The 17,649-nt window shown below is 65.9% G+C and carries 13 protein-coding genes; 2 read left to right on the forward strand and 11 right to left on the reverse strand.

Annotation, left to right across the window (positions count from 1 at the left end):
* Nucleotides 1-32: 32 nt before the first annotated feature.
* From DL238_RS06480 to DL238_RS06510, 7 genes are all read right to left on the reverse strand, one after another.
* A complete protein-coding gene (locus DL238_RS06480; RefSeq protein ID WP_115491515.1) occupies nucleotides 33-1,100 on the reverse strand; it encodes an ABC transporter ATP-binding protein in 1,068 nt (355 codons plus the stop codon).
* The gene (locus DL238_RS06485; protein ID WP_115491516.1) at nucleotides 1,097-2,701 is read right to left on the reverse strand and encodes an ABC transporter permease; all 1,605 of its coding nucleotides are present in this window, start codon (nucleotides 2,699-2,701) and stop codon (nucleotides 1,097-1,099) included. The genes DL238_RS06480 and DL238_RS06485 overlap by 4 nt, the downstream gene beginning before the upstream one ends.
* 14 nt (nucleotides 2,702-2,715) lie before the next feature.
* A complete protein-coding gene (locus DL238_RS06490; RefSeq protein WP_115491517.1) occupies nucleotides 2,716-3,738 on the reverse strand; it encodes an extracellular solute-binding protein in 1,023 nt (340 codons plus the stop codon).
* Between the two features lie 250 nt (nucleotides 3,739-3,988).
* Nucleotides 3,989-5,161 carry a patatin-like phospholipase family protein gene (locus tag DL238_RS06495; RefSeq protein ID WP_181883848.1) on the reverse strand — a complete coding sequence of 391 codons (1,173 nt, stop codon included), beginning with the start codon at nucleotides 5,159-5,161 and terminating at the stop codon, nucleotides 3,989-3,991.
* 24 nt (nucleotides 5,162-5,185) lie between these two features.
* A complete protein-coding gene (locus DL238_RS06500; protein WP_115491519.1) occupies nucleotides 5,186-6,622 on the reverse strand; it encodes an efflux transporter outer membrane subunit in 1,437 nt (478 codons plus the stop codon).
* Nucleotides 6,619-9,867 carry an efflux RND transporter permease subunit gene (locus DL238_RS06505; protein WP_115491520.1) on the reverse strand — a complete coding sequence of 1,083 codons (3,249 nt, stop codon included), beginning with the start codon at nucleotides 9,865-9,867 and terminating at the stop codon, nucleotides 6,619-6,621. Before DL238_RS06505 ends, DL238_RS06500 begins: the two co-directional genes overlap by 4 nt.
* 3 nt (nucleotides 9,868-9,870) lie before the next feature.
* Nucleotides 9,871-11,058 (reverse strand): efflux RND transporter periplasmic adaptor subunit, encoded by a 1,188-nt coding sequence (locus tag DL238_RS06510; RefSeq protein WP_115491521.1) that lies wholly within the window; start codon nucleotides 11,056-11,058, stop codon nucleotides 9,871-9,873.
* 90 nt (nucleotides 11,059-11,148) lie between these two features.
* On the opposite strand from DL238_RS06510, the gene DL238_RS06515 reads away from it, so the two are divergent.
* Nucleotides 11,149-11,766 (forward strand): TetR/AcrR family transcriptional regulator, encoded by a 618-nt coding sequence (locus tag DL238_RS06515; protein ID WP_115491522.1) that lies wholly within the window; start codon nucleotides 11,149-11,151, stop codon nucleotides 11,764-11,766.
* Nucleotides 11,767-12,065: 299 nt separating this feature from the next.
* Nucleotides 12,066-14,402, forward strand: a complete 2,337-nt coding sequence (locus DL238_RS06520) for a TonB-dependent receptor (protein WP_115491523.1) — start codon at nucleotides 12,066-12,068, stop codon at nucleotides 14,400-14,402.
* 139 nt (nucleotides 14,403-14,541) lie between these two features.
* On the opposite strand, the gene DL238_RS06525 is transcribed toward DL238_RS06520, so the two are convergent.
* From DL238_RS06525 to DL238_RS06540, 4 genes are read right to left on the reverse strand one after another with little or no spacing between them, the layout of a single operon-like run.
* On the reverse strand, nucleotides 14,542-15,072 hold the full coding sequence (locus DL238_RS06525) for a nuclear transport factor 2 family protein (RefSeq protein WP_115491524.1): 531 nt from the start codon (nucleotides 15,070-15,072) through the stop codon (nucleotides 14,542-14,544).
* A 1-nt stretch (nucleotide 15,073) separates the two neighbouring features.
* Nucleotides 15,074-15,829 (reverse strand): SDR family oxidoreductase, encoded by a 756-nt coding sequence (locus tag DL238_RS06530; RefSeq protein WP_115491525.1) that lies wholly within the window; start codon nucleotides 15,827-15,829, stop codon nucleotides 15,074-15,076.
* On the reverse strand, nucleotides 15,829-16,680 hold the full coding sequence (locus DL238_RS06535; RefSeq protein ID WP_115491526.1) for an SDR family NAD(P)-dependent oxidoreductase: 852 nt from the start codon (nucleotides 16,678-16,680) through the stop codon (nucleotides 15,829-15,831). The genes DL238_RS06530 and DL238_RS06535 overlap by 1 nt, the downstream gene beginning before the upstream one ends.
* A gap of 42 nt (nucleotides 16,681-16,722) precedes the next feature.
* The gene (locus DL238_RS06540; RefSeq protein WP_115491527.1) at nucleotides 16,723-17,649 is read right to left on the reverse strand and encodes a winged helix-turn-helix transcriptional regulator; all 927 of its coding nucleotides are present in this window, start codon (nucleotides 17,647-17,649) and stop codon (nucleotides 16,723-16,725) included.

The raw sequence follows: 17,649 nt of genomic DNA on the forward strand, positions 1-17,649 counted from the left end.
GAGGGCAGGCAAAGCGGGGGAGAGGGCAGGCCCTAGCGGTGTTCGACGAAGGTGATCCTGCCGCTATCGAAAGTGACTTCGACCGCTTGCCCCTTAGCGAGATCCTCTCCGCCAGGCAGGAGGGCGACGATACGCTCGCCCTTCGGGTTCTCGATCGCGAGCATCGTGTCGGAGCCCCGGAAGGTGCTGCGCACGACGCGAAGGCGGGTATCGGCGGTGGCAGCCATGGCGGAAACCACGCAGGGCCGCACGAGCGCCTCGATCCGCTGCCCTTCCGGCAGGCCGGGAGCTGCGATGGCGCCGAACTCCGTGCGGAGCAGTCCGCCCTCGACCCGCCCCTGGAGCACGTTGATCTCCCCCAGAAGCGAGCCGACCAGCGCATTGTCCGGCGACCAGTAAACGGTTTGCGGGGCGCCTTGCTGCAGCACTTCGCCTGCGGCCATCACGACGAGATCGTCGGCCATCTCCATCGCCTCGTCCGGGTCGTGGGTCACCATCAGGACCGCCGCACCCGACTGGCGCAGCAGCGCCTCGGTCTCGCGCCGCAGTCCCCGGCGCAGCTGCGGGTCGAGGCTGGAGAAAGCCTCGTCGAGGAGGACCACCGCAGGCCCCGGCGCCAGGGCGCGGGCCAGCGCGACGCGCTGCTGCTCCCCGCCGGAAAGCTCGTGCGGGTAAGCATCGGCGCGATGCTCCAGCCCAAGCCGCGCGAGCCATTCGAGTGCGGTGGTGCGCATGTCCGCGCCGCGCAGGCCGAAGGCAATGTTGCGCCAGGCATTGAGGTGCGGGAACAGCGCAAGGTCCTGCACCACCATGCCGATCCCGCGCCGCTCGGCCGGGGTCATGCGCGCGCCGTCGGTCAGCGTGGTACCGTCCATCGCGATCACGCCGTGCGTCAGGCGCTGGAATCCCGCAATAGCACGCAGCATGGTCGACTTTCCGGCCCCCGACGGGCCGAGGATCGCGGTGATCCGGCCGGGATGCAGGTCGAGATCGGCCGAGCGCAGCGCATGGGTGTCGCCGAAGCGCACCGATGCTCCGCGCACGGTGAGGATCGCTGCGCCGTGCGCTTCGTCGTGCCCTGCTTCGGCATGGGGAGTCATGGGTTAGTCCTCAGCAGGTTGAGCATTGCGGTGGCCGGAATACTGATCGCCAGCAGCAGGAGCGAGGGGAAGGCGGCGAATTCGAGCCGCTCGTCGGAGGCGAAATTGTGCGCGGTCACGGCCAGCGTGTCGAGGCTGAAGGGTCGAAGGATCATCGTGGCAGGCAGTTCCTTGATCACCTCGATTCCCACGAGCACGGCTGCCGCGCCGAGCCCGGCGCTGATGAGCGGCAGATGGATCCGGCGCAGGATCGTGACATGGCGCGCGCCGAGCGACCGGGCGGCCTCGTCGAGGCTGGTCGACACGCGGGCCAGGGCGGTCTCCGCAGGCAGGATGGCGATGGCGGCGAAGCGCACCTGGTAGGCGAACAGCAGCGCGGCGATGCTGCCGCCGGTCAGGGCGATCGCGCCGCCGACCCGGAGCGACTCCGCGCCAGCTTGCACGATGACGAGGAATGCCAGCACGGCAATTGCCGCCACCGCGCCGGGAACGGCGTAGCCGGCCTGCACCGCTCGCACCGCGAAGCGCGCAAAGTTGCCGCCGCTTCGAACCGCATAGGCGCAGGCGAGGCCGATGATCACCGCGAGCGCCGCGGAGATCGTTGCCAGCAGCAGGGTTCCCTGGATGGCCGGCAGGACGGCGCGCGACGAGCGCGCATCGATGGCGAGCGTGACCAGATGCAGCAGGGGCACGATCAGCCCGAGCAGCAGGGGGAGCGCGCAGACCAGCATCGCCGCCTCGCGCAGGCCGGGCCCCAGCCGCTCGCGCTCGAAACCGGGCGCCGCCGATCCGAACCGCCGCCGGCCGCGGCTCGCACGTTCCGCGCCCAGCGCGAGCATCGAAGCGAACAGCAGCAGGACCGCGAGCTGCGCCGCCGCAGCAGGGTCGCCGAAGGACGACCAGGCGCGCACGATGCCGACGGTGAAGGTCGGAATGCCGAGGAAGTCCGCCACGCCGAAGTCGGCGAGCACCTCCATCGAGATCAGGGCGACGCCGGCCGCGGCTGCGGGCCAGATGGTCGGCAAGTCGATCCGGCGGAACAGATCCCAGCCGCTCGCGCCCAGGCTGCGTGCGACTTCGCGCTGCTTGGGTCCGTTCATCGCCAGCACGTTTCGCACGAGCAGGTAGACGTAGGGATAGAGGGTCAGGGCGAAGACCAGCGCGCCGCCGCCGAGCCCTGCAACGGTCGGGATGCTCCCGCCGGTCGCGTCGTAAACCGGCCCGCCCGGCGCGGTCATGTCGTACCACGCATAGGCCGCGATATAGCCCGGCATGGCGAGCGGGAGCAGCAGGGCCCCGTCGAGAATGCGCCGCCCGGGAAAATCGTAGCGCGAAACGATAAATGCCGCGCCGATCCCGATGCAGGCTGCGAGCCCGCCCGCCATCAGCACCAGCGCCAGCGACGTGGTGGTGAATTCGGCGAGCCGCGTCGCGGTGAGATGCGAAACATAGGTCAGGTCGCCGCCCGCCGCGAGCGCGATCAGCGCAACCAGCGGAGCGGCCAGCACCAGCGCGAAGGCGATGCCCAGCCATGCGGGCTCGCCGCGCAAGCGAAGGCCCGGCAGCGTACGGATACGCGCCGGGCTCGGTCTCGCAATCATGTCAGGCGCGCTGCTCAGGGCCAGCCCGCGCGGTCGAAGACGCGCTGCGCAGCCTGCTGGTGCTCGCCCATCCGGCCTGCGGACAGCGGATCGGCCTTGAACGCGCCCAGCCGGTCCAGCACCGGGTTGTCGTAGGCTACGCCCTCTACAACCGGGTATTCGTTGTTCAATTCGGGGAAGAAACGCTGTGCCTCGTCCGAGACCGCGAATTCGAGGAAGCGTCGCGCCAACTCGGGGTGCCGGGCATTGGCACCAATGCCCGCACCCGAGATGTTCACGTGCACGCCTTCGCCTTCTTCGGGCCAGAAGACGGCGAGGCCTTCGACCGATGCAGGGTCCTCGCGCGCCATGCGGGCGAAGTAGTAGTGATTGACGATCGCGACATCGCATTCACCCGCCTCGACCGCTTCGATCTGGTCGGTATCGCCGCCCTGCGGGGCACGGGCGAGATTGCCCGCCACGGCGGTTGCCCATTCCTGGGCGCGGTCCTCGCCCCAGCGATCGATCAGGGCCGACAGCAGCGAGATATTGTAGATATTGCCCGACGAACGCGCGCAAATGCGGCCTTCGAAGGCCGGATCGGCGAGGCTTCCGTAGCCCTGAAGGGCGTCTTCGGGCACGCGGTCCTCGGCATAGACGATGACCCGGGCGCGCTTGGAAATCGCGAACCAGCGGCCCTCCGGATCACGTCGGCTGGCGGGCACGCGCTGCTCTAGAATGTCGGACTGCGTGGGTGCGAAAAGTCCTTCCTCCGTGGCGCGCCAGAGGCGCCCGGCGTCGACGGTGACGATCACATCGGGCGGATTGCTGGCGCCATCGGCCTTGACCCGCTCGATCAGCAGGTCGCCGTCGGCTTCCACCACTTCGACATCGATGCCGGTTTCTTCGGTGAAGGCTTCGTAGAGCGCGTAGTCGGCATCGTAGTGACGCGCGCTGTACAGGACGAGGGTTTCACCATCGGCAGCGCCGCCATCGCTGCAAGCTGCCGTGCCGAGCACGACCGCTGCTGCGGCGCAGAAGGAGATGATTGAACGCATTCGGGGGTGTCTCCGGATCAGACTTCGATCGGTCATGGACGCGAACGTTTCCGCGCCTGCCGTGCGGAAGCATTGATGGCAATGCCTGCGTCAGACATGGTGCCAGAACCGCGCTCGCATGCACAGTTTTTGATTATGGTTTGCATTAGCGGTTGGATAGCAATCCTTGCATCAAATGCAAACACATCCTGTGCTCACGAGGGCGGAAAGGAGGCATTTCCGGGCCGAAACGCACTCGCGCAGCTTGCGCTCATTCGTCGGCGCCTGCGGCGCGTTCCGCATCGGCCATCCCCATCTGGAAAAGCCGCTGCATATAGTCCGGATCGAAAAGATCCGCGTCTTCTGCTTCCGCTTCCGGGCCGGCCGCGTAGACTTCCAGCGCCAGCTCGTTCGTCTCGGCGAATTGCCGCAACTGGCGGAGCGAGCGACGGTCCGCTTCCTTGATCGAGGCGGTGAGCGCGCGCTCCATGATGGTGAAAGTGCGCGGTTCGACCGTGCGGTAGGTGGGGCTGATCGCACCGTTGTAGAGAATGACGAGCCTGCCCTTGGCGAAGCCGTCCGAACGATCGGGCGAGAATACGATTGCCGGGGGCAGCGCAAACAGGCTCGAAGTGGTCCCGCCGTCGACGTGCATCTCCCGGAACGCACGTCCGTCGGCGACGACGTCGATGAGAACGGGCGGGAAGAATCCCGGGATGCTCGCCGAGGCAAGCAAAATGCGCCGGAAGAGCGCGAGCCTGTCGGGTGCGCCGCTCGCGGCGATTGCGCCCATGTCCCAGACGACTCCGCGCTCGGCATCGAGATTGGTGGTCTGGACCAGCAGGCGTCGACCCTTCGCGTGCTCCGCGGCGATCGCGTCGAGCAGCGGCAGGTCGGCATAGCGTGCGATCAGCTCTTCGAGGGGGGCGGTGTCGGCCAGCGAAGGCCCGCCCACGAGACCTTCTATCGGTGTGATCCGATAGATGTCCGAAGCGTCGATGCCGGTATAAAGATCTCGCAGGACATGATCATAGTCGGGGCCGAGGAAGGCGAAGGGCGCGATCAGCGCGCCGGTGCTCACGCCTGAGACGACGTCGAAGCCGGGACGCTCCCCGGTTCGGGTCCATCCGACCAGAAAACCAGCCGAATAGGCGCCTTTGTCCGATCCGCTGGAAATCGCCAGCATGCTGACCGGCCCGCCGCGATCCGCCGTTTGCGATCGCGCTTCGACGAGCCCGTCGCGCCAGACGTGCCACTCGGACACGTCCGCGTCCTGCCAGATGCGGATGTCGCCATAGCCAGCGACGCGTGCCTCGGCCTGCATCTGCGCAGTTGCCGGCATGCGGTCGGGCCAGGTCGCACATCCCGCCAGCGCCAGGACCATCGCGAGTCCCACCACGGTTCGCAACGACTGCACGACCATCGCTTGCGCCCGACGTGCCATGACGTGCGCCGATGCCATCTCGATCTACTCCGCCGCTCCGCCGCCGAGGGCCACGAACAGCGTCGCGCGGTTCTGCAGCCAGGCACGCTGGGTTGCCAGCAATTGCTGGCGCGCGCTGAACAGGTTGCGTTCGGCATCGAGCACTTCGAGGTAATCGGCCACGCCTTCACGATAGCGCAGGCGGGCAATGCGGGCGATACGCTCTTGCGCTTCGACCGCGCGTTCGAGCGTTTCCACCTGCTCGGCCAGCCAGCGTCGGCCGGCGAGGGCATCGGACACCTCGCGGAAAGCGCCCTGCACGGTGCGGTCGTAATTGGCGACCTGTTCCACTTCGAGCGCCTGTGCGAGGTCGAGATCGGCCTCGCGCGCGCCCCAGTCGAAGATCGGCAGCGAAATGCTGGGGCCGAAGCTCCAGCCCAGGCCATCGCCGGAGAACAAACCGTCGAGGCTGTTGGACGAGAACCCGGCATTGCCGGTCAGCGAGATGGTCGGGAAGAAAGCAGCGCGCGCCGCGCCGATATTGGCGCGAGCGGCGCGAAGCTGTTCTTCCGCCCCGATGATGTCGGGCCGTACGAGCAACAGGTCGGACGGCAGCCCCGCCGCCAGCCGGCGCTTGTCGCCCTGAGCGGCCAGGGTGAGGCCACTCGGCAAGCCGTCGGGCACGCGCCCGCCGACCAGCACGGCGAGCTGGTTGCGCAGTTGCGCCAAGGCCAGCCGCTCGCTCGCGAGCTGCTGTTCGGCCTGGGTCAGCAGGGTTTCCGCCTGCCGGTAGGGGAGGGCGGAAGTGACCCCGTTGTCGAGCCGCAGCTTGGCGATCCGCAGGCCCTCGCGGCGGCTATCCGCCGTCGCTTCGGCCAGCGCGATCTGCTCCTCGGTCTCGACGATCTCGTAATAGGTGTTCGCGGTATCGGCGATCAGCGAGAGATAGAATGCCCGCTGCGCCGCGACCGTGGCGAGATATTCGGCGCGCGCCGCGTCGCTCAGACTGGCGACCCGGCCCCAGAAATCCAGCTCGAACGCGCTGACGCCTACGCCGACGTCGAAGCGGTTGAAGGTCACGGCGTCCGACGCGCCCTCGACGTCTCCGGCGTCGAGAGAGGGATTGACGCCCAGCGGCTGGCGGGTGCGCGTCCCGCTCGCATCGGCGACCACTGTGGGTAGCTGGCGGCTGTCCTGGATGCGGTAGCGTGCGCGAGCCTGCTCGATCCGAGCGGTCGCGGCGAGCAGGTCGCGGTTGTTCTCCAGCGCACTGCCAATCAGCTGCACGAGGCGCGGATCGGCGAACCATTCGCGATAGGAAAGCTGCGAGGCGACCACTTCTCCATCCGGGCGATATTCCGGATCGAAGGCGGGCGCGGTGGCTGCCTCCGGCCGGACATGCTCGGGCGCCATGCTGGCGCATCCCGCCAGCGCGCTCGACGACAGGGCGAGGGCGATCAGGGTTCGGACAGAAAGGTTCATCGCGCGGGCTCCCCTTCGGTGCCGGAGGCGGGTGGTTCGCTGGCAGGTTCTTCGAGATGGCCTGTCGCGCTGGGCTGCTTGCGGCTGACGTTCCGCCGTACCAGCAGGTAGAGCATCGGGATCAAGAAGATGCCGAGCACGGTCGCGGCTATCATGCCGCCCATCACGCCCGTACCCACCGCGATGCGGCTCGCCGCGCCCGCGCCGCTCGCCAGCACCAGCGGGACCATGCCCATCGAGAAGGCGAGCGAGGTCATGATGATCGGGCGCAGGCGCAGGCGCGCGGCGGCCTTCACCGCGTCGATACGGCGCAGGCCGCGTTCTTCCTCCTCGATCGCGAATTCGACGATCAGGATCGCGTTCTTCGCGGCGAGGCCGATGATCGTGATCAGGCCGACGTTGAAATAGACGTCTGCCGACAATCCGCGCAGCATCGAGAACAGCACCGCGCCAAGCACGCCCATCGGGACGATCAGCAGCACCGCGAGCGGAACCGCCCAGCTCTCGTACAGCGCAGCGAGCACCAGGAACACGATGACGACCGACAGCCCCAGCAGCAGGCCGATCTGGCCGCCCGCCTGCTTTTCCTCGTAGGAAATGCCGGTCCACTCGTAACCGATGCCCTGCGGCAGCTGGCTGGCGAGCTGCTCCATCTCGGCGAGCGCGGCGCCCGACGATTTGCCCGGTGCAGCCATGCCCGACAGGGTCATCGCCGGATAGCCGTTGTAGCGCGAGAGGCTGGCGGGCGCTGCCGACCAGTCGGCGCTGGCGAAGGCGCTGAACGGCACCAGTTCGCCCTGCGCATTGGGAACGCGCAGCGCCAGCACATCCTCGGGCGTCATCCGGTAGGGCGCATCGGCCTGCACCAGCACCTGCAAGACCCGGCCCTGCCGGTTGAAGTCGTTCGCATAGGCCGAACCGAAGGTGATGGAGAGCGCGGCGTTGACGTCCGACAGCGACAGGCCGAGCGCACGGGCCTGCACGCGATCGATGTCGATTTCGACCTCGGGGCTGGGGCCCTGGTCCTCGGGACGCAGGTTGGCAATGATCGGGCTCTGCGACGCCATGCCCAGCAGCTGGTCGCGTGCCGCAGTCAGCGCTTCGCGCCCGACCCCGCCACGGTCCTGCAGCTTCAGGGTGAAGCCGCTCGCCTGACCGAGCGACTGGATCGCGGGCGGCTGGATCACGAAGGCCATCGCGCCGTCGATCTGGCTGAATCGGCCGGTTGCATCGGCGAGCATCGCCCCGGCGCTGCTGCCTTGTCCCGTGCGTTCCTCCCAGGGCTTGAAGGGGGAGAACATCAGGGCGTTGTTCTGGCCCTGGCCGAAGAAGCTGAAGCCGCGCACGACGACGAGATTCTCGACCTCATCACGGTCCATCCAGTAATCGGTGATCGGCTTGAGCGCCTCGTCGGTCCGTTCCTGCGTCGCCCCCGGCGGGGCCTGCACGGCGGTGATCAGGTAGCCCTGGTCCTCGGTCGGCAGGAAGGCGGAGGGCAGGCGCATGAATAGCAGGATCGTGACGAGGCCCAGCGCAAGGAAGACTGCGAAGGCACGCCAGGGGCGCGACAGGATCCGGTCGTTGGCGCGCCCGTACTTGTCCTGCATCCGCGCGAACCAGCGGTTGAAGCCGCCGAAGAAGCGGGTGGACAGGTTACGCGCCTTCGCGACGCGGCCGCGCCAGCCGGGCTGGGCTTCCGCCTCGGTGTCGATCTCGGGCTCGGCCAGATGGTCGTGCCCCTTCTCGATCGGCTTGAGGAAGGTCGCGCATAGTGCCGGGGTGAGCGACAGCGCGAGAAATGCGGAGAAGAAGATCGCGATCGCCAGCGTGACCGAGAACTGGCGATAGATTCCGCCCGTCGATCCGGGGAAGAATGCCATCGGCAGGAACACCGCGATAAGCACGGCCGTGATACCGATGATCGCGCCGGTGATCTGGCCCATCGCCTTGCGCGTCGCCTGCACGGGCGGCAGGCCTTCCTCGCGCATGATCCGCTCGACATTCTCGATCACGACGATTGCGTCGTCGACCAGGATACCGATCGCCAGTACCATGCCGAACAGCGACAGCACGTTGATCGAGAATCCGAACAGCCACAGGCCGAGACACGCGCCCGCCAGGGCGATGGGAACCACGAGGGTCGGGATCAGCGTTGCGCGCCAGTTCTGCAGGAAGAGGAACATGACGAGGAAGACGAGGACCATCGCCTCGACCAGCGTCTTGACCACTTCGTGGACGGAAGCTTCGACGAACGGCGTCGTGTCGTAGGGGATCGACCAGGCGACATCGCCCGGTAGCCCCGGCGCGATTTCCGACATGCGTTCCTTCACGCCCTCGGCCGCGGCCAGCGCATTTGCGCCGGTGCCGAGCTGGATGGCCATCCCGGCCATCGGCTGCCCGTTGAGCGTGGTCGAGGTGGCGTAGCTCTGCGCCCCGATCTCCACCCGCGCGACCTCGCCGAGGCGCACCACCGCTGCCCCGCTGTCGGCGCGCAGGATGATGTTCTCGAACTCTTCCGGGGTCGTGAAGCGACCATCGGTCGAGATCGTCGCGGTGATCTGCTGACCATCGGCGAGAGGCTTCGCCCCGATCGAGCCGCCTGCGGTCTGCGCGTTCTGTTCGCGGATCGCGGCGAGTACGGTCGAGGGGGAAAGATTGTAGGAGGCCAGCGCATCGGGATCGAGCCAGATGCGCATCGCGTATTGCGACCCGAACAGGGTGACGTCGCCGACCCCGTTTACCCGGCGCAATTCGTCCACCACCCGCGTGGAGGCGATATTGCCGAGGTCGGTCGTGCTCAGCGCGCCGCTTTCGGAGGTCAGCGCGACGATCAGCAGGAAGCCCGCATTGGCCTGTCGCACGGTGATGCCCTGACGGCGGACCTCTTCGGGCAGCCGCGCTTCGACCGTGCTCAGCCGGTTCTGCACCTCGGTCTGGGCGATATCGATATCGGTCCCGGCCTCGAAGGTGAGCGTGATGCTGGCCGTGCCGTTGGAGGCACTCGAGGAGGACATGTAGAGAAAGCCGTCGACGCCGTTGAGCTGCTGCTCGATCACCTGGGTGACGTTTTCTTCCAGCGTTTCCGCATCGGCGCCGGGATAGACGACGTTGATCGCGAGCGAGGGCGGGGCGACTTCCGGATATTGCTCGATCGGCAGGGCGCGCAGCGCCATGAAGCCGGCGAGCAGGATGCCGAGCGAGACGACCCATGCGAAGATGGGGCGATCGATGAAAAAGCGTGCCATGATTTACTCCGCTCCGGTCGCGCGGGCGGACGGTTTGGCAGATGGTTTTCCGGAAGGCTTGGCCGCAGGCTTGCGCCCGGTCGGTGCGTTGGCGACCTTCACCGGCGCGCCGGGGCGGATCTTCTGCAGATTGCTGACGATCACCTGGTCGCGGGGCTGGAGGCCGCTTTCGACGATCCATTCGCCATCGACCATCGCGCCGAGCTGGACCGGGCGGACCGCCGCCTGGCCATTGCCATCGACGACGAACACCGATCCGCCGTTTTCCGTCAGCGAGACCGCGCGCTGGGGGACCATGATGCCGTTCTGGACGGCACCGGCATAGATCTGAGCGCGGACGAACTCGCCCGGCAGCAGAAGGCCTTCGGGGTTGGGAAATTCGGCGCGCAGTTCGACCGTCCCGGTCTGCTGGTCGACCGAGAAGGCGAGGAAATCGATATAGCCGGGCACGGGGTATTCGGTCCCGTCGGTGAAGGTCAGGCGCACTTCGACCCGATCGTTTTCGTCGAGCTCGATTTCACCGGCGGTAATCGCGCGGCGCAGCCTCAGCACCTCGCTCGCAGCCTGCGCGAAGCTGACATAGACGGGCGAGATTTGCTCGATCCGGGTCATCAGCGTGCCTTCGGTCTGGCTGACCAGAGCGCCCTCGGTCACCTGCGCCCGGCCCACCCGGCCGGCAATCGGCGCGCGAACCGTGGTGTAGCCCAGCTGGAGCGATGCAGCGTCGAGCTGTGCGCGGATCTGCGCGACATTCGCCTCCGCCTCGCGCGCGGCAGCCAGCGCCGCGTCGTATTCCTGACCGCTGATCGCGTTCTCTTCCACCAGCGGGCGGTAACGGTCGACCACCGCGCGGGCATTTGCCGCCGTGGCGCGCGCGCGGGTGAGCGCGGCCTGCGTTTGCGCATAGCTCGCCCGCAATTCGCGCGGGTCGATCCGGAAGAGCGGCTGGCCCGCCTGCACGTCGGTGCCCTCCTCATAAAGACGCGCCTGAACGATGCCGGTCACTCGTGCGCGGACCTCTGCGGAGCGGACGGGCTCCACTCGGCCAGGGAGTTCGATGACGTTGGGCACCGACTGGCGGGTTACCTCGATCGTCTTCACCGGAACCGCTTGCGGTTCGGGCGCGGGCTCCCCGCCGGAGCATGCAGAAATGACGAGGCAGGCGATCATGCCTGAGAGGATGCGCTTCATGGGGACGGCTTTCAGCTTTTGTGCAGGTGCGAAGGTGTAATAGTGATTACACCATTGCCCCGCAACCCGCTTTCATAGAGCTATTATAGAATGAACGATGCCCAAGATTTCTGTCGCCTGGATCGCCGCAGGAATGCGGTTGTCGAGGCCGCGCGAGCCCTTTTCGTCGAACAAGGCTTCGAGCGTACGACTCTTGGCGACATCGTCGAGCGGGCCGGCGGGTCGCTCGCGACCGTCTACAAGGTGTTCGGCAGCAAGGACGGGCTGCTCGAAGCTGTGGTCTTCGAAAAGGCGGCCTCGGGCGAGGAGATCATTCAGGGCGTGGTGGCCGAAGGAGGTTCGCCCGCGCACATCCTGCAGCGGATCGCCGAAGGGCTGCACGGCCACTTCCTCGATCCCGAGGTGGTCGCGCTGGTGCGGATCGTCATCGCCCGAAGTATAAATGACCGCGATTTCGCGAGTCGCTTCTTCGAGCGAACAGCCACCCGCACCAAACGCGCCCTCGAGGTCGCCTTTTCCACTTGGGAAAAGGAAGGGGTGGCCATGGATGGGGAGCCCGAGGCGCTGGCCGAAATCTTCCTCGATATGATCGTGAGCGACCTGCATGCCGAGGCCATTTCGCACGGCGTCGGTTCCCGCCATTCGAGCGACCGGTTGCGAGCGCGGACCGAGTTTTTCCTGGCTGGAGCCGGCATGGCGGGCCGCTGATGCCGCGGCATGGCGGCTTGGTTTGAAAGTCCGATTTCAAAGGTGCCTTCTGACGACGATGTCGCTGCCGCCTGAAGCCCGTTGGTATTACTTTGAAAGAGATAGGACTCCCGATTGCAGACGTTTTGCGAGAGCGAGCGCTTCGCAGACGCGTTACGGCAACAAGGGAAAGCGCCGAGAATCGCCAATCTGCTACAGGAAATAGGGTTGGGGGCAATCAACTTGCATTGACGAACCCACTTCGGTGATCTAACTCCCAGCCAACGAGCAGCAACAGCTGCCATTTGAGGGAGAGGAATATGACCCGCTTTTTCGCGTGCAGCTCACTGGCGGTGGCGACATGCCTGCTGGCATCTCCGGCAGTCGCTCAGGATTCCGTGGTCGCCGACAACGAGGCCATGGAGGAGCAGGCCGACCCGGATTCCGACAATAATACGCTCCAGACGATCGTCGTGACCGCCCAGCGGCGCGAAAGCACCGTCCAGGACACCTCGGCCGCGATCTCCGCCTTTTCCGGCGATGCCTTGGAAGAGACCCGCACGCTGAGTTTCGAGGATCTGGCGGGGCAGGCGACGTCGCTTTCCTTTACCGCGCTGTCGCCGCTCGACCAGGAGTTCAACATTCGCGGGATCACCAACACCCGCCTCGACTCCCCTTCGGCCGACCAGTCGGTCGGTATCTTCGTCGACGACGTTTACGTCGGGCGTTCGGGCCTGTTCAATTTCGACCTGTTCGACGTCGATCGTGTGGAGGTCATCCGCGGTCCGCAGGGCGTGCTCCTGGGCAAGAACGTGGTCGGCGGCGCCATCAGCATCTATAGCGCACGGCCCGAGCGGAATTTCGAAGGCGGCATGACCGCGTCCTACGGCAATTACGACGAAAAGCTGGTGCGCGGACACATTACCGGGCCGATCAGCGACACCCTGGCTGCGCGCCTCGCGTTTCAGGTGCGCAACCGCGACGGCTTCAACTACGATGTCGCCCATGATGTCGACCTCGACAATGTCGACAGCGTGCAGATGCGCGGCCAGATCGCTTTCGAGCCGCTGGATTCCGCGTTCTCCGCAGTTTTCATCGCCGACTATACCAACGACGATTCCAACGGCTTCCACTCGGTCACCCTCGATGGTCCCGCCGACGGTGCCGGCCCGTGGAGTACCGCGCGCGAGCAGGTTGCAGCGCTGCGCCCCGGCGGGCTCGATATTCGGGAAAGCTTGCCCGACTACCAGACATACAAGGGCGATACATCGCCCACACCCCAACAGTTGCATCGCGAGGCCTTCGGCCTGACGCTCAACATGAGCTACGACTTCGACGTCGCCACTCTTACCAGCATCACCGGCTATCGTGAGGGCGAAGCCTTCAGCGTGTACGATCAGACGGGGATCGGGCCGAGCAACGAATACGGGATTATTGTGCCGTTGCTGTTCCGCTCCCCCGTGCGCGAGGCGGAGGAAATCAAGCAGTTCACCCAGGAAGTGCGGCTGGTATCGCCCGTGGCGGAAATCAGCGGCTTCGACTGGATCCTGGGCGGCTACTTCCAGCATGACGAGGTCAGCAAGGACGACATCATCTCCTTCGAGATCCGGGTTCCCGTCATCCCCACCCTCAACGGACAGTCCGCCTGGTTCAACGAAGGGACCAACAAATCCTATGCCGTCTTCGGGCAGCTGGGCTACCGCTTCAGCGAAGCGTTCCGCGTCGTTGGCGGCGTGCGTTATTCGCGCGACGAGAAGAGCGGTACGGTGCGCGGTCTGGCGCTGGAGACCGGCGACCGGTTCACGCCTGACGATCCCGTGCCGTCCTCGCCGCTATCGCCGACCTATGTCGAGGGGGGCGGCTACACGACCGACTATTCGAACAGCTGGGAAGAGATCACGCCGCAGTTCACGGTCGAATTCGAACCCAACGACGATATCCTGCTCTATGCGACCTTCTCGAGAGGCTTCAAGGGAGGTGGTTTCGAAGACGATCCGGCGAACCCCCTGGCCGCGCAGAGCAGCTACGATCCCGAGACGGTCCAGAACATCGAAGTCGGCGGCAAGTTCGAGTTCTTCGATCGCCGCGCTCGCCTGAACCTTGCGGCGTTCATGATGGACTACAAGGATCTGCAGGTTACCCAGACCTCGGACGTGTGTCTGTGCAACATCACCGACAACGCGGCGGACGCCGAGATCAAGGGTATCGAAGCCGAATTGCAGGTGGTCCCGCTGCCCGGTCTCACGCTCAGCGGGGGGCTCACGCTGCTCGACACCGAATATATCGAGTTCACCGACTCGGTAGGCAATGTAAACGACGGCAAGTTCCTGCAGCGCACACCCGATTATCAGTACAGCCTGTCGGCCCGCTACAGCACCGATCTGGGCAACTGGAGCGACGGTTTCTCGGCCAGCCTGAGCTACAACGAGCAGGGCAGCATCAGCTGGAACCCCGAAGGCTCCGCCAACGAGCCTGCCTACGGCCTGCTCGACGGACGCATCTCCATCAGCCCGACCCCGGACCTGACCTTCTCGATCTGGGGCCGCAACCTGACCGACGAGACCTATCGCACGAACGCCATCGCGTTCTTCGGCGACGAGGCATCGCGCCTGGGCGCGCCGCGCACCTACGGTGCGGAAGTCTCGGTCCAGTTCTAACCATCTTCCAAGCGCGGGCGCCTCTTCGGAGGCGTCCGTCCCAAACTCGAAAGCCCGCAGGTCGAACCTGCGGGCTTCTTTTTTGGGGCTGGGGCTGGTGAGTGGGGGACCCCAGCCCCCGGGATGTGACGGGCCGCGCCTATGCGCGGCGGTAGGTAAGGTCGTCGGGGGCCTTCTGGCCCATGACCATGTCCTCGTGCCCGGTATCGAACAGGCCGAGGCACCACGTTTCTGCGGTTGGCGCATCGCGGTTCCAGTCGAATACCGCCTGGCGGTGCGCGATACGCCATTCGCCGTCGCGCTTCTCGAACCGGTCGAAGGCGCGCGCGCCGGTGAAGGTGTCGTAATCCTGCCCGTCCTTCGCGAAGCGCGCGAAAGTCAGGATGTAGGTTTCGACATGGGCGGTGTCGTCGCCGTCCAGTTCGATGTGCATATTGCCGATGAAGTGCTGCATGACGGGCTTGTTGGCCTTCATCCGTTCGGCTGCTCCCTTCAGGTAGGGGACCGCCGGGCCGTTATAGGCCGGGCCGTGGATCTCGTGCGCATCCTCCCAGTAGCAGCTCAGCAGCAGCTCTTCGTCGCCGCGATCAATCCCGCGGGCGTAGCGCATGATGCAATCCCGGATGTCCTGCTTGGCAAGCAGTGTATCGAGCGTGTTCGCATGTGCCATGTCAGCGTTTCCCGTCCGGATTTTCGAGACCGCGGGCCATCGACGCCTTGAGCGTGGCGGGATCACGCGCGAGGAAGGCGCGGACGGAAACCGCGTGCGGATCGGTATCGTGCTCCTCGATCCCATGCTCGACCGCGACGATCCCGGCCTTGCCGATATCGCGCGGGGAGGCCTGTTCCATCCAGGTGACATGCTTGGCCATGCGCGTGTCGACCGAGCCGACGATCAGCGCGTGCAGGCTCGTACCCTGTTTCGCCAGTTCGGGCCGCAGGCAATCGCCCGCCGCCCGCATCGCGAATTTGGACGGGCTGTAACCGCCCATCGAGGGCACCGCGACGATGCCACCGGCCGACAGCACGTTGATCACCGCGCCTCCGCCATTGGCCTTGAGCACTGGCGCAAAGGCGCGGATCATCCGCACGGGGCCGAAGAAGTTGACCTCCATCGTCTCGCGCATCGAGTCCTCGTCCTCGGCGCCGAGCAATGTCTGCCCGAGGTGGAAGACCCCGGCATTGTTGACGATCAGATCGACGTCCGTGCACTTTTCTGCGGCTGCGCGGACCTGCTCGGCACTGGTCACATCGAGTTGAACAGCTTCCAGGCGATCATCGCCATCGGCGATTTCCTGTGCGTCCTCGAGCTTGCGCGACGCTACGTAAACCTTGCGCGCTCCCTGCTCCAGTAACTCCTCCACGAAACCCTTGCCGATGCCTCGGTTGCCACCCGTTACAAGGGCGGTGCAGCCTTCTATTTTCATCAATCCTCTCCGAATGCGTCGCGGTAGAAATCTGCGAAAGCGGCCTCCCCGCCGCCGAAACTGCGTGGCTGCGGCATGGCCGCCAGCTCGTCTATGCGATCGGGGGCGAATGGCGCGGCGCGGCTCTCCATCGCCTTTGCCGCGCGCATGTGGTCGCCGCCCGCCACCCAGATCTCGCCCGTCCGGTCGCACGCCGCGCTTGCCAGCCAGGCGCAAATCCCGGCGGCGCCTTCGGGGGAGAGGCGTGGATCGGGCACGCGGTCGGGCCGTGCGGTCATCTTGGTCTGCGCGTAGGGCGTCAGAACATTGACGAGAATTCCTTCGCGCCGCAGTTCGTCGGCGAGGCTGAGGCCATAGGCCGTGATCGCCCCCTTCGAAGCGGCATAGGCCGACCGGCCGCGCACCCCGTGAAGTCCTCCGGTCGAAGAGACGATCACGATCCGGCCGGCGTCCGATAGGCGCAGAAGCGGCAGCGCGGTTTCGACCAGCCGGGTGTTGGCGAAGAAATTGATCTCCATGACCTGGCGAAGCTCGGTGTCGCCATCGCCGACCTTGATCGCCGGCCCGCTGATCCCCGCATTGAGAACCAGCGCGTCGAGACCGCCGAACTGATCGACGGCAGCCTGAACGATCGATTCCGGACCGTTGGGATCGTCGACCGCGTGTTCGCTCGTCGCTGCGGAGCCGCCCGCGGCGGCAATCTCTTCGACGACATCATCGGCCGGGTAGGGCCGGCCGGCATGGCGGCGGTTGTTGACAAGAACGCGCGATCCGCCAGCGGCGACTGCTTTCGCGAATGCCGCACCCAAACCGGTACCGGCACCGGTCACGATAGTCGAACGTTGAGTCATGCCTCGAAGGCTAGACGGGTTGGTTCGATAATGAAAGTGTAATCAGGATGCCTCGCCGACGATCTCGAACTCGACGTCGGTGCTTGCGATCGGCTCGTGGCATTCGGAGCAAACGACCTGCGGGTTGAGCGGCTGGCCGCAGTTCTTGTGGAACAATACCACCGGCGGCCCTTCGGGCGAGGCGTAGTAGCGGTCGCCCCAGATCATGAGCATCAGCAGCACGGGGTAATATTCCACGCCCTTTCGCGTTAGGCGGTACTGGGTGTGCGAGGAGGAGTCGGGATCGGGCTTCTGTCGGATGACGCCGATGGATTCGAGCCATTTGAGCCGTTCGGACAGAATGTTGGTCGCGATGGCCGTGTCCTGCCTGATCTCGTCGAAGCGGTTCAGATGGGTGAAGATCGACCGCATGATCAGGCTGGCCCAGCGGTCGCCCATCAGTTGCGCGGCTTCGTTCATCAGCGTCGTCGCGGTTTCGGGCGAATGGCGCTGACGGCGGCGGCGGCTGTAGATCGGGGCCATCAGGCCGACACCCGGGCCCTCGCGCCAATCGACCTCGAACGCATTCACCACTTCGCCGCAGCTCCCGCAGGCGGGCTCGGGACGGAAGCGTTTCCCACAATTCTTGTGGGTCAGCTCGACCGCGATATTGCCCGATTTTGCCCAGCCGGTTTCCCAGCGCAGCATCATCAGCGAGATCCAGTAGACGTCGCGTCCCTTCTCGGTGAACACGTATTCGTAACGTTCGGGCGTGTCGCAATATTTGCGCTTTTCGAACAGCCCCGCAGCGACCAGCTTCTTCAGCCGGTCGCTCAGCAGCGCCTTGAGCAAGCCGGTGCGTTTGCGAAAGCCGTCGAAGCGGCGCTCACCCAGCCAGCTCGCCTCGATGACGAGCAGGCTGGGCGTGTCGCCGACAACTTCGAGGCTCCGCCATATGGAGCAGGTACGAATTCGGGCCGGAGCGTTCAT

The organism is Alteriqipengyuania lutimaris, from assembly GCF_003363135.1.
In the GTDB taxonomy this organism is placed as follows: domain Bacteria; phylum Pseudomonadota; class Alphaproteobacteria; order Sphingomonadales; family Sphingomonadaceae; genus Alteriqipengyuania; species Alteriqipengyuania lutimaris.